Origin of the sequence: Dactylosporangium cerinum (assembly GCF_042653625.1) — a bacterium.
Taxonomy (GTDB): domain Bacteria; phylum Actinomycetota; class Actinomycetes; order Mycobacteriales; family Micromonosporaceae; genus Dactylosporangium; species Dactylosporangium cerinum.
Map to the genome: position 1 here is coordinate 637,839 of NZ_JBHSIU010000130.1, position 24,199 is coordinate 662,037.

20 protein-coding genes are annotated in these 24,199 nt (G+C 73.0%); 11 read left to right on the forward strand and 9 right to left on the reverse strand.

Annotated elements, in window-relative coordinates; all coding sequences use genetic code 11:
- Nucleotide 1: 1 nt before the first annotated feature.
- Nucleotides 2–1,834 carry a carbohydrate-binding domain-containing protein gene (locus ACFPIJ_RS60840; protein ID WP_380128699.1) on the forward strand — a complete coding sequence of 611 codons (1,833 nt, stop codon included), beginning with the start codon at nucleotides 2–4 and terminating at the stop codon, nucleotides 1,832–1,834.
- 32 nt (nucleotides 1,835–1,866) lie between these two features.
- On the opposite strand, the gene ACFPIJ_RS60845 is transcribed toward ACFPIJ_RS60840, so the two are convergent.
- Nucleotides 1,867–2,328 carry a MarR family winged helix-turn-helix transcriptional regulator gene (locus ACFPIJ_RS60845; protein WP_380128700.1) on the reverse strand — a complete coding sequence of 154 codons (462 nt, stop codon included), beginning with the start codon at nucleotides 2,326–2,328 and terminating at the stop codon, nucleotides 1,867–1,869.
- A 59-nt stretch (nucleotides 2,329–2,387) separates the two neighbouring features.
- On the opposite strand from ACFPIJ_RS60845, the gene ACFPIJ_RS60850 reads away from it, so the two are divergent.
- Nucleotides 2,388–2,579 (forward strand): hypothetical protein, encoded by a 192-nt coding sequence (locus ACFPIJ_RS60850; RefSeq protein WP_380128701.1) that lies wholly within the window; start codon nucleotides 2,388–2,390, stop codon nucleotides 2,577–2,579.
- Nucleotides 2,580–2,827: 248 nt separating this feature from the next.
- Complete coding sequence (locus ACFPIJ_RS60855; RefSeq protein ID WP_380128702.1) at nucleotides 2,828–4,960, forward strand: carboxypeptidase regulatory-like domain-containing protein; 2,133 nt, start codon at nucleotides 2,828–2,830, stop codon at nucleotides 4,958–4,960.
- Between the two features lie 45 nt (nucleotides 4,961–5,005).
- Here ACFPIJ_RS60855 and ACFPIJ_RS60860 read toward each other — a convergent pair whose 3' ends face one another.
- On the reverse strand, nucleotides 5,006–5,440 hold the full coding sequence (locus tag ACFPIJ_RS60860; RefSeq protein ID WP_380128703.1) for a hypothetical protein: 435 nt from the start codon (nucleotides 5,438–5,440) through the stop codon (nucleotides 5,006–5,008).
- Between the two features lie 141 nt (nucleotides 5,441–5,581).
- Between ACFPIJ_RS60860 and ACFPIJ_RS60865 the strand changes: the two genes are divergently transcribed.
- A complete protein-coding gene (locus tag ACFPIJ_RS60865; protein WP_380128704.1) occupies nucleotides 5,582–6,988 on the forward strand; it encodes a S28 family serine protease in 1,407 nt (468 codons plus the stop codon).
- A gap of 59 nt (nucleotides 6,989–7,047) precedes the next feature.
- Here the strand turns inward: ACFPIJ_RS60865 and ACFPIJ_RS60870 are convergent, their stop codons facing one another.
- The 3 genes from ACFPIJ_RS60870 to ACFPIJ_RS60880 form a co-directional block, all read right to left on the reverse strand.
- The gene (locus ACFPIJ_RS60870; protein ID WP_380128705.1) at nucleotides 7,048–7,536 is read right to left on the reverse strand and encodes a hypothetical protein; all 489 of its coding nucleotides are present in this window, start codon (nucleotides 7,534–7,536) and stop codon (nucleotides 7,048–7,050) included.
- A gap of 106 nt (nucleotides 7,537–7,642) precedes the next feature.
- On the reverse strand, nucleotides 7,643–8,578 hold the full coding sequence (locus ACFPIJ_RS60875; RefSeq protein WP_380128706.1) for a S41 family peptidase: 936 nt from the start codon (nucleotides 8,576–8,578) through the stop codon (nucleotides 7,643–7,645).
- A 157-nt stretch (nucleotides 8,579–8,735) separates the two neighbouring features.
- Nucleotides 8,736–9,725, reverse strand: coding sequence for a glycosyltransferase (locus tag ACFPIJ_RS60880; protein ID WP_380128708.1), 990 nt, complete (start codon nucleotides 9,723–9,725; stop codon nucleotides 8,736–8,738).
- Nucleotides 9,726–9,808: 83 nt separating this feature from the next.
- Here ACFPIJ_RS60880 and ACFPIJ_RS60885 point away from each other — a divergent pair, with 83 nt between their 5' ends.
- Genes ACFPIJ_RS60885 through ACFPIJ_RS60895 form a run of 3 tightly spaced genes read left to right on the forward strand, consistent with a single transcriptional unit; the run spans nucleotide 9,809 to nucleotide 12,527 of the window.
- Nucleotides 9,809–10,573, forward strand: a complete 765-nt coding sequence (locus tag ACFPIJ_RS60885) for an SDR family oxidoreductase (RefSeq protein WP_380128709.1) — start codon at nucleotides 9,809–9,811, stop codon at nucleotides 10,571–10,573.
- Nucleotides 10,574–10,584: 11 nt separating this feature from the next.
- The gene (locus ACFPIJ_RS60890) at nucleotides 10,585–11,361 is read left to right on the forward strand and encodes an SDR family NAD(P)-dependent oxidoreductase (protein ID WP_460494904.1); all 777 of its coding nucleotides are present in this window, start codon (nucleotides 10,585–10,587) and stop codon (nucleotides 11,359–11,361) included.
- The gene (locus tag ACFPIJ_RS60895; protein WP_380128712.1) at nucleotides 11,361–12,527 is read left to right on the forward strand and encodes an acyl-CoA dehydrogenase family protein; all 1,167 of its coding nucleotides are present in this window, start codon (nucleotides 11,361–11,363) and stop codon (nucleotides 12,525–12,527) included. The genes ACFPIJ_RS60890 and ACFPIJ_RS60895 overlap by 1 nt, the downstream gene beginning before the upstream one ends.
- On the opposite strand, the gene ACFPIJ_RS60900 is transcribed toward ACFPIJ_RS60895, so the two are convergent.
- Entirely contained in the window at nucleotides 12,517–13,281 is a 765-nt protein-coding gene (locus ACFPIJ_RS60900) for an alpha/beta fold hydrolase (RefSeq protein WP_380128713.1), read from the reverse strand. The genes ACFPIJ_RS60895 and ACFPIJ_RS60900 overlap by 11 nt on opposite strands.
- Nucleotides 13,282–13,328: 47 nt before the next feature.
- Between ACFPIJ_RS60900 and ACFPIJ_RS60905 the strand changes: the two genes are divergently transcribed.
- The 3 genes from ACFPIJ_RS60905 (at nucleotide 13,329) to ACFPIJ_RS60915 (ending at nucleotide 19,300) form a co-directional block, all read left to right on the forward strand.
- Nucleotides 13,329–14,501 carry an acyl-CoA dehydrogenase family protein gene (locus tag ACFPIJ_RS60905; protein WP_380128714.1) on the forward strand — a complete coding sequence of 391 codons (1,173 nt, stop codon included), beginning with the start codon at nucleotides 13,329–13,331 and terminating at the stop codon, nucleotides 14,499–14,501.
- A gap of 88 nt (nucleotides 14,502–14,589) precedes the next feature.
- Nucleotides 14,590–16,113, forward strand: a complete 1,524-nt coding sequence (locus tag ACFPIJ_RS60910) for a long-chain-fatty-acid--CoA ligase (protein WP_380128715.1) — start codon at nucleotides 14,590–14,592, stop codon at nucleotides 16,111–16,113.
- A 10-nt stretch (nucleotides 16,114–16,123) separates the two neighbouring features.
- Entirely contained in the window at nucleotides 16,124–19,300 is a 3,177-nt protein-coding gene (locus ACFPIJ_RS60915) for a LuxR C-terminal-related transcriptional regulator (protein WP_380128716.1), read from the forward strand.
- Nucleotides 19,301–19,438: 138 nt separating this feature from the next.
- Here ACFPIJ_RS60915 and ACFPIJ_RS60920 read toward each other — a convergent pair whose 3' ends face one another.
- Both ACFPIJ_RS60920 and ACFPIJ_RS60925 read right to left on the reverse strand, forming a co-directional pair.
- Nucleotides 19,439–20,590: a serine hydrolase domain-containing protein gene (locus ACFPIJ_RS60920; RefSeq protein ID WP_380128717.1), complete on the reverse strand. Its 1,152-nt coding sequence runs from the start codon at nucleotides 20,588–20,590 to the stop codon at nucleotides 19,439–19,441.
- A gap of 351 nt (nucleotides 20,591–20,941) precedes the next feature.
- Complete coding sequence (locus ACFPIJ_RS60925; protein WP_380128718.1) at nucleotides 20,942–21,691, reverse strand: hypothetical protein; 750 nt, start codon at nucleotides 21,689–21,691, stop codon at nucleotides 20,942–20,944.
- Between the two features lie 1,373 nt (nucleotides 21,692–23,064).
- On the opposite strand from ACFPIJ_RS60925, the gene ACFPIJ_RS60930 reads away from it, so the two are divergent.
- Nucleotides 23,065–23,730: an esterase/lipase family protein gene (locus tag ACFPIJ_RS60930; RefSeq protein ID WP_380128719.1), complete on the forward strand. Its 666-nt coding sequence runs from the start codon at nucleotides 23,065–23,067 to the stop codon at nucleotides 23,728–23,730.
- A gap of 103 nt (nucleotides 23,731–23,833) precedes the next feature.
- Here ACFPIJ_RS60930 and ACFPIJ_RS60935 read toward each other — a convergent pair whose 3' ends face one another.
- Complete coding sequence (locus ACFPIJ_RS60935; protein ID WP_380128720.1) at nucleotides 23,834–24,052, reverse strand: hypothetical protein; 219 nt, start codon at nucleotides 24,050–24,052, stop codon at nucleotides 23,834–23,836.
- Nucleotides 24,053–24,199 lie beyond the last annotated feature (147 nt).

The window sequence follows — 24,199 nt, forward strand, 5'->3', positions numbered from 1 at the left end:
GATGCGCATCCGTTCCCGCGCCGTCGCCGCCATCACGTCCGTCGTCCTCGCCACCGCCGCGCTCGCCGGCTGCTCGTCCTCCGGCTCGTCATCGAGCACCGCGTCGACCACCAGCGCCGCGACCGCCGCGGCGACCGCCGACGCCACCCAGAGCGCCGCCGCCGTCCTGGCCGCCGACACCGCCGTCCACGAGTCCGACACCACCTGGAGCGCGTCCGACGCGGTCGCGATCACCCTCACCGGCTCGTCGGCGACCGCCGGCAAGGGCGTCACCGTCGACGGCTCGAAGATCACGATCACCGCCGGTGGCACGTACCGGATCACCGGGACACTCGCCGACGGCCAGATCCTGGTCGTCGCCGGCGACGCCACCGTGCAGCTCGTCCTCGACGGCGCGACGATCAGCAATTCCACCGGCGCGGCGATCGCGGCGACGGAGGCGGAGCAGGTCGTCGTCATCCTCGCCGGCGGCAGCAGCAACACCCTGTCGGACACCCGCTCGTATGCCGCGGACGCGGACGTCAACGCCGCCCTCTACAGCGCCGCGGACCTCACCATCGCCGGGAACGGCAAGCTGACCGTGCACGGCCTCGGCAACGACGCCATCACCGGCAAGGACGGGCTCGTCATCGCCGGCGGCGCGATCACCGTCGACGCGGTCGACGACGGCATCCGCGGCAAGGACTACCTCGTCGTCACCGGCGGCACGATCAGCGTCACGGCCGGCGGCGACGGGCTGAAGGCCGACAACGCGGAGAAGGCAGACGCCGGATTCATCGCGGTCAGCGGGGGTACGGTCACCGTCAAGGCCGGCGGGGACGGCGCTGACGCGGTCACCGACCTGGTGGTCACCGGCGGCACGATGACCGTCAGCGCCGGCGGTGGCAGCGGCACCAAGGCCGGCGACACGTCGGTCAAGGGCCTCAAGTCCGGCGTGATCAGCGTCCTGGAGGGCGGCACCGCGACGGTCGACGCCGCCGACGACGCGGTCCACAGCGACGGGGCCGTGCACCTCGACGGCACCGCGCTCACCCTCGCCGCCGGCGGCGACGGCGTGCACGGCGAGACCGCCCTGGTCATCGACAAAGGAACGGTGAACGTCAGCACGTCCTACGAGGGCCTCGAGTCCGCGCACATCACCGTCAACGGCGGTGACGTCCACGTCGTGTCCAGCGACGACGGCCTCAACGCCGCCGGCGGCAGCGCCACCGCCGGCTCCTCCAACGGCACGACCGCGCAGGGCGGTGGGCAGCCGGGTCAGGGCGGCGGCGGGCGGGGCTTCGGCGGTGGCGGCGGCGAGACCGTCGGGGACTTCACCGCCACGATCACCGGCGGGACCCTGGTCATCGACGCGGGCGGCGACGGCTTCGACTCCAACGGCACCGCCTCGATGACCGGCGGCACCGTCGTGGTCAACGGCCCCACCCAGCGCGGCAACGGCGCCCTCGACGTCAACGGCAGCTTCACCGTCAGCGGCGGCACGCTCGTCGCCGCCGGCAGCTCCGGCATGGTGGTCGCCCCGGGCACCGACTCGGCGCAGGGCTGGCTGTCGGCGACCTTCACCGGCACCGTCGCCGCCGGCAGCACCGTCCAGATCGTCGGCGGCGACGGGAAGGTGGTCGCCACGTTCGTGACGTCCAAGGCGATCCAGAACATCGTGTACTCGTCGTCGGCGATCACGGCCGGCAGCCAGTACAAGGTCTACACGGGTGGTTCGGCGAGCGGCACGAGCACGGGCGGCCTCGCCCAGGGCGGCACGCTCGGCTCGGCGACCCTCGCGGTGACGGTCACCGCCGGCCAGGCACCGGCGGGCGGTGGCATGGGCGGCCGGTAGCCCCCGGCCGGCCGGGCCGGGCCGGGCACACCTCAGAGTGCGTCCGGCCCGGCCTTCTGGGTGACCTCGATGACCCTGGTCAGCGCGGCGTGCAACTGGAGCAGCTCGTCCATCGGCATGCCCAGCTCGGCGAACACGGCCGCCGGGATCAGCTCCGCCTGCCGCCGCAGATCCTGGCCCTGCGGGGTCAGCGTGACCGCGAGGACCCGCTCGTCGTCGCGGGCCCGCCGGCGGCTGATCAGGCCCGCCGACTCGAGGCGTTTGAGCAGCGGCGACAGCGTGCCCGGGTCGAGCTGGAGCAGGCCGCTGAGCTCCTTCACCGACAGTGGTGCCCGCTGCCACAGTGCCAGCATCACCAGATACTGCGGGTGGGTCAGGCCCATCGGCTCCAGCAGCGGCCGGTAGAGCGCGATGACGTTGCGCGAGGCGACGGCCAGGGCGAAGCACACCTGGCGCTCCAGGGCGAGGGGATCGTCGGGGGGTGCGGTGTCCACGGCACCAGTGTACGCTGATACTTTGTACACCAACTATTGGACCACCAAGGATGTGCGCGATGTTCCGACGGGCCAGCGGCCAGAAGAAGGACCGGTTCGGCGAGTTCTTCTTCAAGATCTTCGGTCCGGCCACCGTGGAGGGCGCCATCCAGGGCTGGCAGCCGGAGGCGCGCGAGCAGTACAAGCGCCTCCGCGCCCGGCAGAAGGAGCAGGCCGCCGCCGCCCGCCGGGACGAGGGCCGCGGCTGGTGATGCCGCGATCGGGTGCGTCCTGACGACTGCTGGGGCCCGACCGGCGGCAGGCCGTGCGCCACCCCGGGATCTGACCGGCCCGGGGCATCGGCCCGCGTCCCTGCCTTACACCGCCGATACGGGGCAGCGCAACGGAAGCGTCCGTGACACGATGCGCACGCAACGCCGAACGGGGACTCCGATGGAGTGCGGCGGTGAGCTGCCTCGTGCCCGGGGTTCCCCGCCACCCCAACCCTCCTGGAGGGCGCATGCGCAGCAATGTCCTCGGCCGCACCGTCACGTTCGCAGCGGTGACGGCCACCACCCTCGCAGCCACCGCGGTGGCCGTCACCCTCGCCGCCACGCCGGCGTCCGCAGCCGGCGTCGGCACCATCACCGGTCACCTGACCGACGCGAGCGGCAACCCCGCCGCCAACGCCTTCGTCTGGACGCAGAAGCCGGACATGGGCGCCACCGCCTCGGCCTACACCGGCGCGGACGGCTCCTACACCCTGCCGAACCTGCCCGACGGCGAATACGTCGTCAGCTTCCGGGCGGCCGGCGGCGGCTTCGCCCAGTGGGCACACCAGAAGCTGTCCTTCTCGGACGCCGATCACATCACCGTGGGCGCGGGAGCCACGGTGGTCGTCGACGACCAGCTGCTGCCGACCGGCACGATCCAGGGCCGGCTGCTCAACCGCGACGGCACCCCGGCCCAGGCGTCGCTCACCGTCTACCAGGCCGACGCGCAGCTCTCCGTCACCTACGTGAACGTGCAGTCCGACGGCTCGTTCACCACGGAGCTTCCGGTCGGCTCCTACAAGCTGAACTTCCGGGTCCGCAACGCGTTCGACCAGTGGACCGGCGGGCAGCAGTCCTTCGAGACCGCGACGCCGGTCGTGGTGACCGCCGGGCAGCCGGTGCAGGTCGACGAGACGGTCCTGCCGACCGGGTCGCTCGGGGGCAGGCTGACCAACGCCGACGGCACCCCCGCCGGCAACGTCCAGGTCACCACCAGCCAGCCGGGCGTCAACGGCAGCTGGGGCACGGCGACCACCGACGCGGACGGCCGCTACCGGTTCGGCGACCTGCTGCTCGGCAACTACACCGTGGGGTTCTACGGCCCCCACGGGGTGCCGCAGTATGCGCACGGCAAGCTCGACCCCGACGCCGCGGACAGCTTCGCCGTCACCGACGGGCAGCTGACCACCGTCGACGAGGCGTTCCTGCCGACGGGCACGATCCGGCTGATCGCGCACGACGCCGTCACCGGCGCACCGCTGTCGGACTTCTGCGCCTGGGCGTTCACGGCCTCCGGCTTCGGCGGCTGCGCCACCGGCACCGAGCTGTTGCTGACCGACGTCTTCGTCGGCTCGTACCTGCTCGACATCACCATCGACGACCACCGCCACCTCGGCACCCGCGCCGGTCCCGCGGTGGTTGCCGCCGGGCAGACCGTGACCGTCGACGTGGCGCTGCGCCCGGGTGCGACGATCACCGCGACGATGGTTGCCCGGGACGGCGGTGCCGCCGCCGAGGGCTGCGTCAGCGTCGCGCGGCTCAACGCCGACTACCAGTACACCCCCTACGGCTTCTGCTCGGACTGGACGCCAGGTCCCGTGCCGGGTTCGGTCGTGGTCGGCCCGCTGGAGCCGGGCACCTACCAGCTGCTCGCCAAACCGCGCAGTGACGCGCTGGGACTCCAGTGGCTCGGCGCGGCGGGCGGCACCGGCAACCGCGAGGGGGCGCTGCAGTTCGCGGTCGCGGCCGGTGACCAGATCACCGCGCCGAAGATCCGCTTCGACAAGGCCGGCACGATCAAGGGCACGGTCACCGACGTCGCCACCGGCGCTCCGGTCCCCTACGCCTGCGTGTGGGTCGCCGCCATCTCGGAGGGCGTCAACGGCTCCGGTGACTGCCCAGCCACCGCCGGCACCGACGGCACGTACAGCATCCCCGGCGTCGGGCCGTACGCATGGCCGGTGGAGTTCGTCGCCTACGGGTACCAGTGGCGCTGGTCCGGCAACGCGGTGAACCGCCGCACGGCGACGCCGGTCACGGTGAAGGCCGGCAAGACGGTCACCGCCAACATCAAGCTGCGCACCGGCGGCGGCACCCTGACCGGCATCATCCGCGACGCGTCCGGCCAGCCGCTCGACGCGTTCGTGGTCGCCCACGACCCGGTGAGCGGTGAGGCGGTCCAGTTCGCCGGCGGCATCACGCCCGAGGGCCAGCCGCCGGCGACCTACACCATCGCCAACATCGCGCCGCAGCAGGTGAAGATCTCCTACCGCACGAACGACGGCCGCACCGGCTGGCTCGGCGGCGCCGACCTGGCGCACGCCACCACGTACGACGTCCGGAACAACCGCACGCTGACCGTGAACATCGTCATCCCGTAACAACCCGTGCCGGGGCCGCCGCGCGGTGGCCCCGGCACGCACCGGTCAGCGCCGGCCGGGGATCGTGCCCTGCTCCACCACGTCCCACCGCACGTACCGGTAACCGGCGCCGAACGCGACATGGTCCAGGAAGTCCTGCTCGCTGCGGAACCGCTGCACCGCGGCCGGGCGGATCCGGTCCGGGTACTCGTAGCCCGGGTACATCACCCAGTGCTCCACGTAGATCGCGGCGCCCGGCTTGCGCGCCACGTAGATCTCACCGACCTTCGTGCCGTCGGCGTGGAAGATCTCGTGCAGCGGGAAGCGTTCCTGCACCCGCCCGGCCCGGACGTCCTCCGGCGAGGCGCAGACCCGCACCGCCGCCGCGTTCAGCGAGCAGGTCACCTCCATCTGCGCGGCCGCGGGCGACCCGGCGAGGAGTCCGGCGGCGGCGACGAGCGTGGTCAGCAGCGCGACGCGCCGCGTGGTGTGTGTGGTCATGGCGCTCATCATCAGCGCCGCCCCACGGGCGTTGGATCCGTAGAACTACCAGACATGCGAGGGCGCCGACGAGGGCGGGAAGGGGCCGGACTCCCGATAGCGTGCATCGATGTACTCGAAATCGTCGATGGGAGTCACGGTATGACACGGGTGAGACGTGCGCTGTTGTCGATGGCGTTGCTGCTCGGGCTGGCCGGTGCCGTCGGGGTCGGCAGCCCGGCGGCCGCCGCGACCGACATCCGCGACCAGCTCGAGGCGGCGCCGGGCGTGACCGTCCTGGAGGAGCAGCCGGTCGCCGCGCCCTACCGGTTCTTCGTCCTGAGCATCACCCAGCCGGTCGACCACCTGCGCCCCTCGGCCGGCACCTTCCAGCAGCGGTTCACCGTCCTGCACCGGGGCACCGACCGGCCGACGGTGCTGCACACCACCGGCTACAACGTGCCGGCCTACGCGTTCCGGTCCGAGCCGACCCGCCTCATCGACGGCAACCAGCTCTCCGTCGAGCAGCGGTTCTTCACCCCGTCGCGGCCCGAACCCGCGGACTGGTCGAAGCTCACGATCTGGCAGGCCGCCACCGACCACCACCGCATCGTCGCCGCGCTCAAGCCGATCTACGCCCAGAAGTGGATCTCGACCGGGGCGAGCAAGGGCGGCATGACCTCGATCTACCACCAGCGGTTCTACCCGGACGACGTCGACGGCACCGTCGCCTACGTCGCGCCGCAGGACGTCATCAACGGCGAGGACTCCGCCTACGACCGGTTCTTCACCAAGGTCGGCACCGCGCAGTGCCGGGCGGCCCTCGACGCCGTCCAGGTCGAGGCGCTGCGCCGGCGGACCGAGCTGGTCGCCCGGTATCAGGACTGGGCGGCGGCCAACGCGCGCACGTTCAGCGTCATCGGCAGCGCCGACAAGGCGTTCGAGTTCATGGTGAACGGCACGACGTGGGCGTTCTGGCAGTACAGCCTGGAGAGCGACTGCGTGGACGTGCCGCCGGCGACCGCGTCCAGCGACGACATCTGGGCGTGGCTGGACCTCATCTACGGCCTCGACTCCAACACCGACCAGGGCGTGAGCCCCTACATCCCGTACTACTTCCAGGCCTCCTACCAGCTGGGCTACCCGGACGTGAGCCTGCCGCACCTGGCCGGCCTGCAGCACTACCGGGGCCAGGACCGGGCCCAGTCCTACATCCCGGGCGAGATCGTGCCGCGCTTCCAGCCCCTGACGATGCTCGACGTCGACGCCTGGGTGAAGCTCCTCGGGCGGCGGCTGCTGTTCGTGTACGGCCAGAACGACCCGTGGGGCGCCGAACCGTTCCGCCTCGGTCCCGGCACGAAGGACTCGCTGACCTACACGGCCGCGGGCTGGAACCACGGCGCCAACATCAGCCGGCTGACCGCGCCGGAGGCGGCGACGGCGACCGCGGCACTGCAGCGCTGGGCGGGCGTGCCCGCGCCGGCGGCGCTGACCGCGGCGGCACCGTCCTACCTTCCGTCCCTCGATGATCGCGATCCGGCCCTGGACCGGAGGTTCAACCGCCGCTAGTCGACCTTGGAGACTTTGGCACGCCCTGACGTGTCAAAGTCTCCAAGGTCAACGAAGGGTCAGGACGCCGACGGGGTCGGCGTGGCCTGCGTCGGACGGGCGGGGGTGGGCTGGGGCTGTCCGGGCTGGCCTGGCTGGCCAGGGCGCAGCCGGTTGCGGCCGTCGCCGTCCCGGCCCACCGGGCCGCGGGGGCCGCGGTCGTCACGGGTGACGCGGCCGCGGTCGTCGCCGCGGCGCACGTCGCCGCGGTGGCCGTCGCCGAACACCGCGACGCCGGCGGCGACCAGGCCGGCGCCCAGGCAGCAGCCGAGCACCAGCGTGGCCAGGCCGACCAGCAGCGGGACCCGGACCCGCGAGTCCCGCAGCCGCCCACCCGCCGGGCGCTGCGGTCCCGGCCCGGCCGGAGCTGCGGAGACAGCGGGTTGCGGGGCCGGCTCCGCCGCCCAGACGGGCTCGCCGGGAGTCGGGTCGGCGGGCGCCGGGTCCGGTGTCGCCGGGGCGGCGACGGTCGGGTCCGGGTCGTCCGGGAGTGGCTTCGTGTCGCTCATCAGTGGTCCTCCGGTGCCGGGGGGATGGAGGCCGGCACCGTCAGCATCGGTCCCGCACCTAAGAGGGCCGCTCCGCGTGGATAAGAGTTCGATGAGAAAACCGCGGTTACCCCGCCGCGGTCAGGGCCTCCTGTGCCTCGGCCAGGACGGCGTGTGAGGTGGCGGTGGACAGCACGTGCTGCAGCGCCCCGCGGTACGCCACCCGCAGCGCCTCCTCGGCGGGCGTGGCGACGTCCGGGACGACGCCGGTGCCCTCCCAGTTGGTGCCGGTGACGGGGTTGATCGAGCGGGCGTTGGGCACCGCGACCTCCAGGGTCGCCGAGACCGGGAAGCGGCGGGTGGGGTGGGCGCCGCCGCGGGTCACCTCGCCGATCAGGGTGGCCCGGCCCAGCGCCTTGAGGTTGTAGGCGAACTCCTCGCCGCCGGAGAACGTGAACGAGCTGGTCAGCACGTATACCGGCCGGTCCAGGTAGCGGCGGCCCGGCAGGTGTGCCAGGGTCCAGAACTGCCGGGTGGACCTGGTCCCGCCGTCGTAGATGTCGTTGAGGTGGGTGTCGGAGTCCGGGAACAGGTAGCTGTTCCACAGCTGGACGCCCTCCGGGTCGCCGCCCCGGTTGCGGCGCAGGTCGAAGATCAGCGCACCGGTGTGGGTGACGAGCTCCATCGCTGCGGCGATCGCGGTGCCGCCGTCGCCGGGGGAGGCGACGCCGCGCAGGTCGATGTAGCCGATGTTGCCGTCGAGGCGCTGGACGGCGGCGATGTGGTGGTTGCCGAGCCGCTGCGTCTCGGCCCAGGCCGCCTCGGCCTCCTCCTCCGTGGTGGCGGTGCGGTGGTCGGGCGAGCGCACGAGCAGGCGCAGGTGCTTGTCGCCGCTGGTGGCGAGGAACACCTCGGTGACGCGGGCCGCGAGGGTCTCGTCGTCGAGGTCGTCGTAGTCCCCGGCGGCGGCGCGGGCCGCGACCGTGGCGACCACCTCGGCCGCCGTCTCCGGGAAGATGTAGTGCTGCTGGACGAGGGCGAGCGCACTGTTCAGAAGCTGCATGGGTCGATCCCTTTCACAAGCTCAGGTCGCTGGTCACGAAGGCCCAGGCGTGAGCGACCGCCTCAGTGGCGGGAGGTGACGCCCGGGCGGTCACAGGTGCGGGCCATGGCGGTCACCTCGCTTTCAGGATCGGGTCCGCAGCAGTATGCCACAGCGTTCAGGCGTAGTCAGGCAGCCGGCGGGCCACCTCGTCCGGCGCGGGCATGCCGGCGATCTCGGCGGCGACCGCGCGGGCCGCGTCGCGGGGTCCGTCCCAGGCCAGCAGCGCCCGGACCTGCGAGGCGACGGCGTCGGCGGTCACGTAGGCGGAGCCCAGCTGGAGCCCGGCGCCGGCGGCCGTGACCGCGTCGGCGTTGGCGAACTGGTCGGCGCCCTGCGGCAGGAACAGCTGCGGCACGCCGGCGGCGAGCGCGCCGAGGGTGGTGCCGCTGCCGCCGTGGTGCACCACGACGTCGGCGTGCGGGAGCAGCTGCGCCTGCGGCACCCACGGCGAGACCGTCATGCCGGCCGGGACCGCACCGATCTCCTCCGGCGGCACCCGCCCGGCGGCGACGACCACGGTCACGTTGAGCCGGGCCAGTCCCTTGATCGCGGTGGTGAGCAGTGCGGCGGTGCCGAACGCGGTGCCCAGCGTCAGGTACACCAGCGGGCGTGAACCCCGGACGGCGGCGGTGCCGGCGGGGAAGGAGAACGGCACGGGACGAAGCTCGATCCGGTCGCCGGTCGCCAGGAAGTCCTTGTCCTGCAACGACGGCGGGCAGATGTCCAGGTGCGGCCGGCCGGCCGCACCGTCGACCGATGACGGCAGCTGCAGGCCGATCCCGGGCGGGATCATGCGGCCGAAGCCGTGCCAGATGCCCGGGATGCCGGCCCGCGCCGCGGCGACGGCGGCCCCCGGCAGCCCCCACTCGTGCACGACCAGGTCGGGCCGCAGCCGGTCCAGCTCGGGTGCCAGGTCCTCGGCGTAGATCTCGTAGAAGGCGTCCGCGGGCCGGAACGGTCGCAGCCCGAGCGTGGCGAGGGGCGGGTGGACCTCCTCGCCGGCGGCCCAGTGCACCTCGTGCCCGGCGTCGCGGGCGGCGATCGCCAGGGGGATCAGCGGATAGGTGTGGCCGACGGAGCCGAGGCTGGCGAAGAGCACGCGCACCGGCCCAGCTTGCCAGTTGACGCCCGCCCCGAAAAACATACACTCCAAGTGCATATACACAGCCGTCGTGCGAGGAGTGGGGCATGAGCGTGCAGGAAGGACGGCTCGCCGGTCGGGTCGCCGTGGTCACCGGTGCGAGCCGCGGCATCGGCTTCGCCATCGCCCGGCGGTTCGTCGAGGAGGGCGCCAAGGTCTGCGTCACCGCCCGCAAGCCCGACGCCCTGGCCGAGGCGGTCGGCGCCCTCGGCGGGCCGGTCAACGCCGTCGCCGTGGCCGGCCGCGCCGACGACCCGGACCACCGCGCCGAGGCCGTGCGGCAGACGGCGGACCTGTTCGGCCCGCCCGACATCCTGGTCAACAACACCGGCATCAACCCGGTGTACGGCTCGCTGCTGGAGCTCGACCTCGCCGCCGCCCGCAAGATCTTCGAGGTCAACGTGCTGAGCTCGCTCGGCTGGGTGCAGGAGGTGTTCCGGAAACCACCGGAGCGCACCGGGGTCGTCATCAACGTCTCGTCGGTGTCCGCCGTGCACCCACCGGCCGGCATCGCCTTCTACGGCGTGACCAAGGCCGCGCTCAACCACCTCACGTCCTGCCTCGCGGTCGAGCTGGCGCCGGCGGTGCGGGTCAACGCGGTCGCACCGGCGGTGGTGAAGACCCGCTTCGCGGCCGCCCTGTACGAGGGCCGCGAGGAGGAGGCCGCCGCGCAGTACCCGATGCGGCGTCTCGGCGTGCCGAACGACGTGGCCGGCGCGGCGGCGTTCCTGGCCTCCGACGAGGCGAGCTGGATCACCGGGCAGACCCTCGTCGTCGACGGCGGCATCACGCTCGCCCGGCGGCCCGGATGACGGCGAACGCGCTGCAGCTCAACGGCGCCGCGGTCGTCATCACCGGCGGCGGCTCGGGGATCGGCGCGGCCCTGGCCCGCCGCTTCGCCGGGCTCGGCGCCCAGGTCGTCGTCAACGACCGCAACGCCGACGCGGCCCGCCGGGTCGCCTACGAGATCGACGGCCTCGCCTTCTCCGGCGACGTCGCCGACCCGGACGAGGTCGACCGGCTCGTCGACTTCACCTGGGACAAGCTCGGCGCGCTGGACCTGTTCTGCGCCAACGCCGGGGTCGCGCCCGGCGGCGACGCGACCGCACCCGACGCGATGTGGCAGCAGGCCTGGCAGGTCAACGTCATGGCGCACGTGTACGCGTCCCGGGCGCTGCTGCCGCGGTGGCTCGCCAAGGGCCACGGCCGGTTCCTGGCGACGGTCTCCGCGGCCGGCATGCTGACCCTGCTGGGCAAGGCGCCGTACGCGGTCACCAAGCACGCCGCGTATGCCTACGCCGAGTGGCTGCGGGTCACCTACGCGCACCGCGGCATCATCGTGCAGGCCGTGTGCCCGCAGGGGGTGCGCACGCCGATGCTCGAGCAGGGCAACGGGCCGAGCCGCGGCCTGCTCGACCGCACCGCGCTCACCCCGGAGCAGGTCGCGGACCACGTCGTGGACGGACTCGCCGGCGACCGGTTCCTGATCCTGCCGCATCCGGAGGTCGCGACCTACTACACCCGCCGCGCCGAGGACCCGGACCGGTGGCTCAACGGCATGAACCGGCTCCAGCAGAAGATCGACCAGGGACGGCTGTGATGGACTTCGCCTTCGACGCGGTGACCGAGGGGTACCGCCGGCGGCTCCTCGCGTTCATGGACGAGCACGTGTACCCGGCCGAACACCAACCGGACCTCGGCGCCCTGCAACGGGCGGCGCGGGAGCTCGGCCTGTGGAACCTGTTCCTGACCGGCGAGCACGGCGCGGGCCTCACGAACCTGCAGTACGCACCCCTGGCGGAGATCATGGGGCGCAGCCCGTCCATCGCCCCGGCCGCGCTCAACTGCGCCGCCCCCGACACCGGCAACATGGAGCTCCTCGCCGGGTTCGGCACCCCGTGGCAGCAGGACCGGTGGCTGAAACCGTTGCTGGACGGGCGGATCCGCTCGGCGTTCTGCATGACGGAGCCCGAGGTCGCCTCGTCGGACGCCACCAACATTGCCACCCGCATCGAGCGTGACGGCGACCAGTACGTCATCAACGGCCGGAAATGGTTCGCCACCGGCGGGATGAGCCCGCGCTGCGAGATCTTCGTCGTGATGGGCAGGTCCGATCCGGGCGGCCCGCGGCACCGGCAGCAGAGCATGGTGCTGGTGCCGCGCGACACCCCCGGCGTGACCGTCGTGCGTGGCCTGCACAGCTTCGGCTACGACGACGGCGACCACGGCGGGCACGCCGAGATCGAGTTCGCCGACGTGCGGGTCCCGGCGGAGCACCTCATCGGCGGTGAGGGCGACGGGTTCGCGATCGCGCAGGCGCGGCTCGGTCCGGGCCGCATCCACCACTGCATGCGGCTGATCGGGATGGCGGAACGGGCCCTGGAGCTCATGTGCCGGCGGGTGACGGCCCGGGTCGCGTTCGGCCGGCCCCTCGCCGAGCAGGGCGTCGTGCAGGACTGGATCGCCGGGTCGCGGGTGCGCATCGAGCAGGCCCGGCTGCTGGTGCTCAAGACCGCATGGCTGATGGACACCGTGGGCAACCAGGGCGCCCACACCGAGATCCAGGCGATCAAGATAGCCGTGCCGTCCACAGTGGAATGGATCCTCGACAGGGCGATCCAGGCGCACGGCGCCGCCGGGGTCAGCCAGGACACGCCCCTCGCGGCGCTGTGGTCGCGGGCCCGCACGATCCGCATCGCCGACGGGCCGGACGAGGTGCACCGCCGCTCCCTCGCCCGGCGCGAACTGCGCCGGTTCAGCCAGTGAGAAACTCCACCAGCGCCGGGGTGTACGCGGGGGAGCGCAGCGCGGTCAGGTGGTCGCCGCTCACCACGCGCCACCGTGCGCCGGGGATCGCGCCGGCGAGGACCTCGGGACGGGCGGCGAGGGGGTCGTCCTGCCCGGTGAGGACGAGCGTGGGCGCGGTGATCCGGTCCAGGGCGATCGGGGTCCGGTGCGCCGCGTGCACCTGCGCCGCCAGGGCGGCCCGGTCGGCACCGACGGCATCGGCGAGCCGGCGGAACGGTGCGGCCGGCGACGCCTCGATCGCCGCCTCCGACGAGGTGAGCAGCACCGCGGCGACCTCTGCGGGGGGCATCGCGCGGGTGTCCAGGCCGCCGAGCTCGACGACCCCCGCGCCGACCCCGGACAGCACCAGCCGCCGCACCCGGTCGTCGGTCGAGGCGAAGACGGCGGCCACCACCGCGCCCATCGAGTACCCGACCAGGTCGACCGTGTCCAGGCCCAGGGTGTCGAGGAGGCCGGCCAGGTCGCGGGCCATGACGGCCTCGCCGTACCGGTCGGGGTCGTGCGGCTTGTCGGAGGCGCCGTGCCCGCGTGCGTCCGGTGCGATCACCCGCCGGCCGGCCGCGACCAGGGCGGCCACCACGCCGGGGGCGACGAAGTTGGTGGTGGCGTCGACCACGAACCCGTGATGCAGCACCACCGGCGGTAACGGGGAGGGCCCGCCCCACACCTGGTACGCGATGCCGGCGCCGTCGAACGAGATGAACCGATCCATGTCGGCGAAGATTAGTGCACTCGAAGTGCAAATAGGAGAGGGTTGCGATGGATTTCTCGCTCAGCGACGAGGAGAAGGCGATCCGGGACACCGCCCGGGCCTTCATCCACAAGGAGGTCGAGCCCCTCGAACAGGAGGTGCTGCGCCGCGAGCGCCGGCACCAGCCCGGGCTGGACCGCAGCGAGCTGCGCGAGCTGCAGCTCAAGGCGAAACAGTTCGGGTTCTGGGGCCTGTCCACCCCCGAGGAGTACGGCGGGATGGACCTCCCCGCGGTGCTGCAGTCCCTGGTGTGGACCGAGGTCGGCCGGTCGTTCGTGCCGTTCCGCTTCGGCGGCGAGGCCGACAACATCCTGTACTTCGCCGACGAGTCGCAGCGCCGCGAATATCTGGTGCCGACGATCGAGGGCGAACGCGTCTCCTGCTTCGCGATCACCGAACCGGGCGCGGGCTCCGACGCGGCGAACATCACGTTCAGCGCCCGCCGCGACGGCGACGACTGGCTGCTGTCCGGCGAGAAGACGTTCATCACCAACGGCAACGACGCCGACTTCACCATCGTCATCGCGGTCACCGACAAGGACCGGGACGTCCGCGCGGGCGGCGCCACCGCGTTCCTCGTCGACCGGGCGATGGGCTGGCGCTCGTCGCACATCCAGACGATGGGTGAGGGCGGTCCCGCGGCGCTGGTCTTCGACGACGTCCGCGTGCCCGCCCGCAACATCCTCGGGGAGCTCGGCCAGGGCTTCGACCTCGCGATGCGCTGGATCGGCAAGGGTCGCTACATCATCCCCTCGCACGCCCTGGGCATCGCCGAACGCGCGCTGCGCATGGCGATCGAGCACGCCAACACCCGGCACACGTTCGGCCGGCCGATCGGGCAGAACCAGGCCATCCAGTGGATGATCGCGGACTCCGAGGTGGAGCTGGAGGCGGCCCGCTGGCTCGTGCTCCGCGCCGCCTGGACCGTCGATCAGGGCATCGACCCCCGGCACGCCTCGTCGATGGCGAAGCTCTACGGCGCGAACATGGTCAACAACGTCGTCGACCGGGTCATGCAGATCCACGGCGGCATGGGGTACACCCGCGAACTGCCGATCGAGCGCTGGTACCGATCCGTCCGGCTGCTGCGGATCTTCGAGGGCACCGACGAGATGCAGCGCATGATCATCGCGCGGGACCTGTTGCGCGGCTTCACCCAGATCGGCGGGCACCTCGCATGAGCGGGCCGCAGCGGAGCGAGGACCCGCGATCCAGGGGCACAGTGCTTTGGGGCTCAGGCCGTCGTCGGAGCGCAGCGGAGATGGCGGCATGAGCGCCACCTTGTCGCTGGCGGCCGTGCTGGCCGAGTCTGCGCGGCGGTACCCCCAGCGCATCGCCGTCGTGGACGGCGCTTCGCGGGTCAGCTATGACTCACTGTGGCGCGAGGCCCTGGAGGTCGCGGGCGCCCTGCGCGACCTCGGGGTGCGCCCCGGCGACCGGGTCGCGCTGCAGTGCCCGAACACGGTCGACTTCCCGCGCGCGTACTACGGGGCCCTCGCACTCGGCGCCGTCGTCGTGCCCGTGCACCTGCTGCTGACCGCCCCGGAGGTCGCCTACACCCTGCGCGACAGCGGCGCCCGGGTGCTGATCTGCCACGCCGCCGTGGCCGCGACCGGGACCGAGGCCGCCGCGCTCGCCGGCATCCCGGTCGTCGCGCCGTCGGACCTCACGGGGGCCGCGCCGCTGCGGTCCTACGCGTCGCGGGACCCGGCAGATCCGGCGGTCGTGCTGTACACCAGCGGCACCACCGGACAACCCAAGGGTGCCGTGCTGACGCACCTGAACCTGGTGATGAACGCGACCGTCAACGTCTTCGACGCCAACGACGCCCGGTCCACCGACGTGGTGCTCGGCTGCCTGCCGCTGTTCCACACCTTCGGGCAGACGGTCGGGATGAACGGCACCTTCCGGCTCGGCGCGACCCTGGTCATGCTGGCCCGCTTCACCGGTGCGGCGGCCCTGGAGGTGATGGTCCGGGAGGGGGTCGACGTGTTCCACGGCGTGCCCACCATGTACCTGGCGCTGCTCGACGCGGCCCCGGCCTTCGGTGAGCTGCCGCGCCTGCGGTTGTGCATCTCCGGCGGAGCCTCCCTGCCCGTGCCGGTCCTGGAGCGGTTCAACGCCGCGTTCTCGACGTCGATCTACGAGGGGTACGGGCTGTCGGAGACCTCCCCGACCGCCACCACCAACCAGCCCGGCTTCGGCACCCTGGCCGGGACGGTCGGGCACGCCATCTGGGGGGTCGAGGTCGAGGTGGCCCGCGCCGAGGTCGACGACCGCATCGAGCTGCTCCCGCCGGGGTCGCTGGGTGAGATCGTCGTCCGGGGGCACAACGTGTTCGCCGGGTACCTGAACCGCCCGTCGGACACGGCCCTCGCGGTCGTCGACGGGTGGTTCCGCACCGGCGACCTCGGCACCCGTGATCCGTCCGGGCGCGTCACGATCGTGGATCGCAAGAAGGACATCGTCATCCGGGGCGGCTTCAACGTGTACCCACGCGAGGTCGAGGAGGTCCTGGCCCGGCATCCCGCGGTCGCGCAGGTCGCGGTGATCGGCGTGCCGGACCCGGTGCACGGCGAGGAGATCTGCGCGGTGGTCGTCGCGTCGTCGCCGCTTGTTGCTGATGAGCTCATCGCGTGGTCCCGGTCGCGGCTTGGGCGGCACAAGTACCCGCGCGAGGTCCGGTTCGTGGACTCCCTGCCGCTCGGGCCGAGCCACAAGGTGCTGAAGCGGGAGCTGCGGCGTTCCGTCGTGTCACAACGAGCCTCTTCCATTGGTGTTACTGACACGTAACACTGGCGACATGGTTAGTGCATCGACCGTGCAGAAAGTTTCGTTGCGAGGCCGCGACGCCGACCGTGCCGCCATCGCGACCCTGCTCGCCGCCACCGCCGACGGGCGTGGGGGAGCGCTGGTCGTCGCCGGTCCGGTCGGGATCGGCCGGACCGCGCTGCTCGCCGGTGCGGTCCTCGCGCCGGCGGTCGAGCTGACCGTCTCGGGGTGCCCGGCGGAGACCTTGCTGCCGTACGCGGGGCTGCACCGGCTGCTCGCCGGCCGGGTTCCTGGCTTTGGCTGTGACGGGGCCGCTCGTCATGACGGCGCGATGCCGGACCGGCTGGCCGTGGGTCTTGCCACCCTTGCCGCCCTGCGTGGCCTGGGCGGCAAGGCCCGCGGCCCGGTGGTGTGCCGCATCGACGACGCCCAGTGGCTGGACCGCCCGTCGCTGGACGCCCTCGCCCTGGCCGCCCGGCGCGCCGGCGGCGACCGGGTCGCGCTGCTGTTCGCGCTGCGCGACACCCCGTCGGGCGCGGGCAGCGAGGCGGCGCTGGCCGGCCTGCCGTATCGCCGGCTCGCCCCCCTCGACCTGCGCGACAGCCGCGACCTGCTCACCGACGCGGTGCCGGACCTCGCCGGCGACGTCGCCGGGGTTCTGGCGGGCATGGCCGGCGGGAACCCGCGCGCCCTGGTGGAGCTGGCCGCCGCGCTGGACGCCGAGCAACGCCACGGCCAGGCCGCACCGCCGGACACACTGCCGCGCGACAGCCCGCTGCGCCGGGAGTACCGGGCCGTGCTGCGCGCGCTGCCCGACCCGACCCGCCGGGTGCTGCTGCTGGCGGCGGCGGCCGCGCTGACCGCGCCCCGGTCACCGGGCGGCCGGCCGGGCTGCGACGTGTCTGTGCTCCTCGCGGCCGGCCACCGCCCCGCCGACCTGTCCGCCGCCGAACGGGCCGACCTGGTGCACGTCGACGCCGGCCGGGTCCGGTTCGTGCCGCCGCTGTTCGCCCCGATCCTGTACGCCGAGGCAGCCCTCGCCGAACGGCACGCCGCCCACCGCCTCCTCGCCGGCCTGCCGTCCGGTCCGCCGTCCGGCCTGTCTTCCGGCCTGTCTTTCTGTGTGCCGGCCGCGCGGCCTCCTGGGGCGCCGGCCGTGCTGCATTCGGAGACACCTTCCGCGGTACCTTCCGGGGCGCCTGCTTCCGGAGAGTCCGGCGTGATGCCCGGCGTGATGCCCGGCGTGATGCCCGGCGTGATGCCCGGCGTGATGCCCGGCGTGGTGCCTCCCGCGGTGCCTCCCGCGGTGCCTTCCGTGATGCCTGGCGCGGTGCCTCCCGCGGTGCCTTCCGTGATGCCTCCCGCGGTGCCTGGCGCGGTGCCTGGCGCGGTGCCTGGCGCGGTGCCTTCCGCGGCGCCTGCTTCCGGAGAGTCCGGCGTGATGCCCGGCGCGGTGCCTCCCGCGGTGCCTCCCGCGGTGCCTTCCGTGATGCCGGGCGTGCCGGCTTCTGGGGATCCTGGCGCGGTGCTGACCGCGGCGCTGCATCTGGCCGCGGTCGCCGACGGCCCCGACGACGCCCTCGCCGGCGTCCTGGCCGGGGCCGCCGCCGCGGTGCCACCCGCCCTGGCCGCGACCGCGCTGCGGCACGCCGCCGCCCTCACCAGCGCACCCGTCCTGGCCGCATCCCGGACGCTCGCCGCGGCCCGGCTGGCGTGGCGGGGCGGTGAGCCACACCAGGCGCGGATGCTGTTGCGGTCGGTGTTTGCGCCGGGCGTACCGGAGCATCTGCAAGCGGAACGGGAGTTGCTGCTCGGCGAGATCGACCTGCGGACCGGCGCGAGCGGCGGCGAGCAGCACACCCTCATCGCCGCGGCGGGCCGACTGATCGCCCGGGACCGGCAGCGCAGCCTCGGCGCGCTCATGCTGGCCGGCGAGGCGCTCCTCGCGACCGGCCGGCACGACCAGTTCACCGCGCTGGCCGGACGGGCGCTGCGGCTGCGGCGCCCCGACGACCCGGTCGCCGCCGTGCTGCTCTTCGAACACCTCACGGGGGTGTCCGCGCTCTTCTCCGGCGACCCGTCCCGCGGGGTCGAACCACTCCGGCGGGTCCTGCACCTCGCGGCCGCCGTCGATGACCCTCCGACGTTGGTACGCGCCGCCGCCGCCGGCATTCTCATCGGCGAGGACCAGCAGGCGTACCGGCTGGCCGTGCGCGCCGCCAGACTGGCCGGCGGCGCCGGTGACCGGGCCAGCGTGCCGCACGCCCTCGACCTGGCCGCCACGGCCGCGTTCGCGCTCGGCGACCTCGACCTCGCCGTGGCGACCGCCACCGAGGGCCAGCGGCTCGCCGCCGCCACCGGGCAGGACGCCGTCGCCGACAACTGCCGCGGCATCCTCGCCGTGGTGCTCGGCATGCTCGGCGACGGCCCCGCCAGCCAGGCGTGGGCGCGCCGCTGCCGGGCCAGGGCCGGCGTCGACGTCGACAGCCAGGCCCGCGCGATGTGCGTCTGGGCCGCGGCCCTGCTCGACGTCGCCGAGGGCCGGTACGCCGACGCCGCCGGCCGCCTGTGGGGCGTCATGCGCACCGCCGGCGGCCGCGGGCACCTCGGCGTGCAGATCCCCGCGACCCCGACGCTGGTCGAGGCCGTCGCCCGCTGCGGCGACCGCGCCCCGGCCCGCGACATCCTGTGGGCCTACGACCTGTGGGCCTCCAGCACGGCGAACCCGACCTGGCTGGCACTGTCGGCCCGCTGCCACGCACTGCTCGCCGACACCGAGGACGAGGCCGACGAGCGGTTCCGTTCTGCGATCCGCCTGCACCTTGCCGGCGACTCGCCGTTCGCGCGGGCCCGCACCGAGCTGCTCTACGGCGAGGAACTGCGCCGCCGCCGCCACCCGGCCGCGGCCCGCGAACACCTGCGCCGCGCCCTGGCCACCTTCGAACAGTTCGGCGCGGCGCCGTGGGCCCAGCGCACCGCCGCGGAACTGCGCGCCGCCGGCGACCACGTGACCCCGGTCGAGGAGGCCCGGGCGGCCCTGACCGCGCAGCAGGCCCGCATCGCGGAGCTGGTGGCCGGCGGCGCGACCAACCGCGAGGTCGCCGAGGTGCTGTTTCTCAGCCCCCGCACCGTCGACCACCACCTGCGCAACATCTTCACCCGCCTCGGCGTCCGCTCCCGGACCGAACTGGCGAAGGTGGTGTCCTGAGCCTCAGCCGCTTTCGCCTCAGCCGCTTTCGCCTCAGCCGCTTTCGCCTCAGCCGCTTTCGCCTCAGCCGCTTTCGCCTCAGCCGCTTTCGCCTCAGCCGCTTTCGCCTCAGCCGCTTTCGCCTCAGCCGTTTGCGCTTCAGCCGCTTGCCGCCGGGTCGCACATGACGTCGTCGACCAGTCCCATGACCCGGGCATCGCTCGCCGCACCGTCGGCCAGCGCGGTCGTCCGGTACACCACGACCGCCTTCATGCCGTCATCCCGCACCGCGGTGAACGTGCTGGTGCCGGGTACGTCGCCGGGGTGCCCCCAGTACCCGCCGCAGCGGTTCGGCACGTGGAAGATGCCCAGCCCGTACCCGATGCCATGCCGGATGTCCTGATAGCCCTCGGCGAGCACGGTGCGGTGCAGGTCGGCCTGCTGGGCCGGCCGCAACAGCCGCCCCTGTTGCATCGCCCGCCAGAACCGGTCCAGGTCAGCGGTCGTGCTCACCAGCCCACCGGACGCGTCGGCCGCGGTAGCGTTGAACTCGGTGACGTCCACAAGCGCCGCACCGGCCCCGAACTGCTGATACGCGCGCGCCGCCCGCGGCGGCAGGCTCGCCTCGTCGCCGGGGAAGAACGTGTCCCGCATCCCGAGCGGCCCCAGGATCCGCCGCCGCACCTGCTCCGCCCACGACTGCCCGGTCACCGCCTTGACGATCATGCCGGCCAGTACATAGTTGGTGTTGCTGTAGTGCCAGTGCGGCACCGGCTCATGCCGCATCGCCATCGCGACGAGGTCCGCCGGCTCGTAGTGGTCGAACCGGTGCGCCAGGAACCCCTCCTCGGTCGCCAGCGCCACCATGTCATCGGTGTAGTTGGCGATGCCGCTGGTGTGCTGCAGCAGCTGCCGCACCGTGACCCGCCGGCCATCGTTGCCGTTGCCGGCCACCACCCCCGGCAGCCACCGCTCGACCGTGTCGTCCAGCGCCAACCTGCGCTCGCCGACCAGCTGCAACACCACCACCGACACGAACGTCTTGGTGTCGCTACCGATCCGGAACGCCCCCACCCTCGGCATCGGCACCCCGGTCGCCCGGTCGGCAACCCCGCTGCGCGCCGTCACGCTGCCCGCCCCGGCCGACACCTGCCCCTGCGCGCCCACCACCCCCAGCTCCCGCAGATCGTCCAGCGCGCCCTGCAACCGCCACCGATCCCCGCCCCTGCCCGCGTGCGCCACCCCACTGCCCACAGTGGACAGCAGCACCGCCACGGCGACCACCACCGCCCCGTACCCTCTTCTGTTCACGACACCCCCCAGTAGCAGTACCAACGAATCCCCACGCTACGAAGCGCGCCGATCCCTCAACCAGCCCGGTAACGTGCCTGTCACTGGTGGTGCTGACCCTACGGTCGGGCTGGACACGGGGGTGTGCGGGCTTGAGGATGGAGGGGTAGCGCCTACCGGGGGGAGGCGGCACGTGCCACGGCCCTGCTTTTCTTTGGACGCACCGGATTCCGGCTCGTTCGTGTCGTTCGAATCGATCGATTGGGACGCGCGTTTCGCCGCAGCGCGGGCCGAGCGACAGCGCCATCGTGAGGAGAAGCTGCGGGCCAGGGCGGAGTTCGCGGAGGCCCGCCGGCACGGGCTGGCGGCCCGTCACGCGACGAAACTGGCGCGGCTGAAGTCGGCCCGGTTGTTGGCGGAGCTGGACTCGCCTGAGCTGATGCCCACACGCGAGCCGGCACCCACACCGTCGCGGTCGTCGTTGGCGGCGTCGCCGCCTTCGGTGCGGTCGCAGCCGTCGTCGACACCGGCACCGCCAGTGTCACCACCACCGGCGCCGTCGTCAGCGTCGGTGTCGGCACCGCTGCCGCTGCCGCCACCACTGTCGCCGCCGTCGTCGCTGTCGCCACCGCCACTGTCGCCGCCGCCGTCGTCGTCGGCACCGCCGCCGCCACTGTCGCCGCCACGGCCGTCGCTGTCGCCACCGCCGCTGTCACCGCCGCCGTCGTTATCGCCACCGCCCTCGCCAGTGTCGTTGTCGGCACCACCGTCACCGTCACCGTCACCACCACCGCCGTCGTCGCTGTCGCCGCCGCCACTGTCGCCGCTGTCGTCGCCGTCGTCGCTGTCGTCGCTGTCGTCGCTGTCGTCGCTGTCGTCGCTGTCGTCGCTGTCGTCGCTGTCGCCGCCGCCACTGTCGCCGCCACGGCCGTCGCTGTCGCCGCCGCCGATGTCGTCGACACAGCCGCCGTTGCTGCCGCCGCCAGTGATGTCCCCAACGCCACTGCCGCCACCGGAGCTGACTGTTGTGGCACGGGCGACGCCATGGCGGCCAAGGCCCGCTGAACTGGGGCTGGCCGTGCCGGTGCCCGCCGCGCCAACGGGTTGGGCGCCGATGTCCACGGCGGCCTGGGCTCGGTCCGCCCGATCGTCGCCGGGTGTGTGCCAGCAGGTGCCGGACGACGCGCCCCATTCCGCGCCGTATATCGCCGCAGCGGCAACTGAGCCTGCGACTGGCTTCGCGGCGCCGGGCAGGTTCGATACCTCCGTCTGGGGTGGCGTCGGCACCCGGGGCAGTGACGTCCGCGTGCGGGGCAGCAGGATCCGAGCCTGCGGCGGCGTCTGCGCTTTGGGTGTTGACGGACCCGGTGCCCGTGTCCGCGCACGTGGAGTCCGGTCGCTGTGGCAACCTGCGGACGCGGCCGCAGCGGCGACGAGATCCGAGCCAGCGAGGTCCCGTCCGTCACGGATCTGCGTGGCAGCGTCCAGCGGCAGGTGCCTCACGACGTGAACGGCGTTTGACCGCCTGCGTGGCACGTGTGTGTCCTTGCTTGGCCCGGCTCATCGGCGGGTGGCCGAGAGGGCCTCCGTGCCGTCGAGGTCGGTCATGGGCAGGTCACGTCCACGGCGGCGGTCCGTCCGGTGGTGCCGTGCTGCGGTTGCACACTGCCCGGTTGTGCCTGGCCAGCTGTGCGGTGCCGGTTGTGCCTGGCGGGTTGTGCGTCGTGGTTGTGCGCGGTGCGGTTGTGCGCGGCCGGCTGTGCGGTGTCGGCTATGGCTGGCCGGCTATGTCCGGCTGGTTGTGCGGGGGCCAGCTGCGTGGTGCTGATTGTGCCTGGCGGGTTGTGCGTCGTGGTTGTGCGCGGCTGACTGCGCGGTGCGGTTTGTGCGCGGCCGGCTGTGCGGTGCCGGCTATGTCTGGCCGGCTATGTCTGGCCGGTTATGCGGGCCAGCTGCGCAGTGCCGATTGTGCCTGACGGGTTGTGCGTCGCGGTTGTGCGCGGCTGACTGTTGGCTGCTGGTTGTGCGGTGCCGACTGTGCGGTGCCGACTGTGCGCGGCTGACTGTGCGCGGCTGACTGTGCGCGGCTGACTGTGCGCGGCTGACTGTGCGCGGCTGACTGTGCGCGGCTGACTGTGCGCGGCTGACTGTGCGCGGCTGACTGTGCGCGGCTGACTGGGCGGTGCTGGTTGTGCCTGGTGGGTGGTGCGCTGGCGGTTTGGGCGTGGCCGGTTGGGACGGTCGGGCCTGCCGTTGCGCCGGGGGCGGTGGTGTGGGTCTGGGGTTTGGCGTGAGTGGGCTGCGGGGGCGGTGCCTGGATGGTGGGGGGAGGTGAGGTGGTTGGCGGTCGATCGGTGGTTCGGGGCCGGTGACGGTGGTGACGGAGTCGTGACGCAGGCGATTCCACCGATGCGTGATGGGTGGGTGGGTCGGCAGGCTTCGGGGTGCGGCCTCCGCCGGGTCGTACCCCCGTTGAAACGCTGATCGGAGATTCCATGCGTCGGATTCTCGTGCTTCTGCTGGCCTGCGCGGCGTTCGTCGTTGCTGGGCCGGTTGCCGGTGCTCACGCCGCCGCGCGGCGGCCGGTGGTGTTCGTTCATGGTTATACCGGTAGTGCGTCGAACTGGGTGACTGCCCAGTCGGTGTTCAGGGCTGCCGGGTACAGCAGCAGTGAGCTGTTCGCGTACGAGTACAACTCCTACGGCAGCAACGTCACCAACGCGCAGGGGCTTGCCACGTTCGTGGCGCGGGTCAAGGCGCAGACCGGGGCGTCAAAGGTCGACATCGTCAACCACTCGATGGGTGGGCTGGTCAGTCTGTGGTACCTGAAGCAGCTGGGCGGCACGGCCAACGTCGCGCACCTCGCGTCGCTTGCCGGTGCCAACCATGGCACGACGGCGGCCGGGGCGTGTCTGGTCTTCGTGACGTGCCAGCAGATGTACCCGGGGTCGCTGTTCATCGCGACCCTGTCCGCCGGTGACGAGACGCCCGGCAGCGTCGTCTACCGGACCTGGTACTCACCGTGCGACGGGGTGATCCTGCCCTACACGAGCACGGTCCTCAGCGGGGCCACGAACACGTACGTGGCCTGCGAGAACCATCTCACCTACCTGACCGACACGTCGATTCTTTCCCAGGTGCGGGCATTCGTGTCGAGCTGACGACCGTCCCGCCGCACAGTCCACGGTCCGGGTGCGCACATCGAGGTGCGTGCCCGGACTGTGCGTCCCTGCCGGGGTGACGGTCGCGGTGCCTGGCCCGGCGCTAGGGCACCGTCCGCTCGATCGCTGCCGGCCCCAGTTCCTCCAGCTTGCGCCGGCTGCGCTCGACGTTCGCCGGGGTCGGGTCCCTGCCCTCGGCCACGGCCAGGTCCTCAGGGTCCCACTGCTGATCCGCCCCCGTGCGGACCTTGACCGGCCGCCCGCCCGGCTCGACGGTCCGGGCCGCCGCGGGTACACCGGAGATGATCGGGTCCTCGCTCATGATGCGTACTCCCTCTCGCGTGCTGGCTGCCGTGCCCCTACCCGCCCTCACCCGTCTCACACCGGCCCGGCGACGCCCGCGGGCACAGCAACGCCCGCGGGCACAGCAACGCCCGCGGGCACGGCAACGCCCGCAGGCACGGCAACG

What these genes read in the sequence shown, in the direction of transcription:
- ACFPIJ_RS60840 (WP_380128699.1), top strand. Translation starts at nt 2, where the DNA reads ATGCGCATCCGTTCCCGCGCCGTCGCCGCCATCACGTCCGTCGTCCTC.
- ACFPIJ_RS60850 (WP_380128701.1), top strand. Translation starts at nt 2,388, where the DNA reads ATGTTCCGACGGGCCAGCGGCCAGAAGAAGGACCGGTTCGGCGAGTTC.
- ACFPIJ_RS60855 (WP_380128702.1), top strand. Translation starts at nt 2,828, where the DNA reads ATGCGCAGCAATGTCCTCGGCCGCACCGTCACGTTCGCAGCGGTGACG.
- ACFPIJ_RS60860 (WP_380128703.1), bottom strand. Translation starts at nt 5,440, where the DNA reads ATGACCACACACACCACGCGGCGCGTCGCGCTGCTGACCACGCTCGTC.
- ACFPIJ_RS60865 (WP_380128704.1), top strand. Translation starts at nt 5,582, where the DNA reads ATGACACGGGTGAGACGTGCGCTGTTGTCGATGGCGTTGCTGCTCGGG.
- ACFPIJ_RS60870 (WP_380128705.1), bottom strand. Translation starts at nt 7,536, where the DNA reads ATGAGCGACACGAAGCCACTCCCGGACGACCCGGACCCGACCGTCGCC.
- ACFPIJ_RS60875 (WP_380128706.1), bottom strand. Translation starts at nt 8,578, where the DNA reads ATGCAGCTTCTGAACAGTGCGCTCGCCCTCGTCCAGCAGCACTACATC.
- ACFPIJ_RS60885 (WP_380128709.1), top strand. Translation starts at nt 9,809, where the DNA reads ATGAGCGTGCAGGAAGGACGGCTCGCCGGTCGGGTCGCCGTGGTCACC.
- ACFPIJ_RS60895 (WP_380128712.1), top strand. Translation starts at nt 11,361, where the DNA reads ATGGACTTCGCCTTCGACGCGGTGACCGAGGGGTACCGCCGGCGGCTC.
- ACFPIJ_RS60900 (WP_380128713.1), bottom strand. Translation starts at nt 13,281, where the DNA reads ATGGATCGGTTCATCTCGTTCGACGGCGCCGGCATCGCGTACCAGGTG.
- ACFPIJ_RS60905 (WP_380128714.1), top strand. Translation starts at nt 13,329, where the DNA reads ATGGATTTCTCGCTCAGCGACGAGGAGAAGGCGATCCGGGACACCGCC.
- ACFPIJ_RS60910 (WP_380128715.1), top strand. Translation starts at nt 14,590, where the DNA reads ATGAGCGCCACCTTGTCGCTGGCGGCCGTGCTGGCCGAGTCTGCGCGG.
- ACFPIJ_RS60915 (WP_380128716.1), top strand. Translation starts at nt 16,124, where the DNA reads ATGGTTAGTGCATCGACCGTGCAGAAAGTTTCGTTGCGAGGCCGCGAC.
- ACFPIJ_RS60930 (WP_380128719.1), top strand. Translation starts at nt 23,065, where the DNA reads ATGCGTCGGATTCTCGTGCTTCTGCTGGCCTGCGCGGCGTTCGTCGTT.
- ACFPIJ_RS60935 (WP_380128720.1), bottom strand. Translation starts at nt 24,052, where the DNA reads ATGAGCGAGGACCCGATCATCTCCGGTGTACCCGCGGCGGCCCGGACC.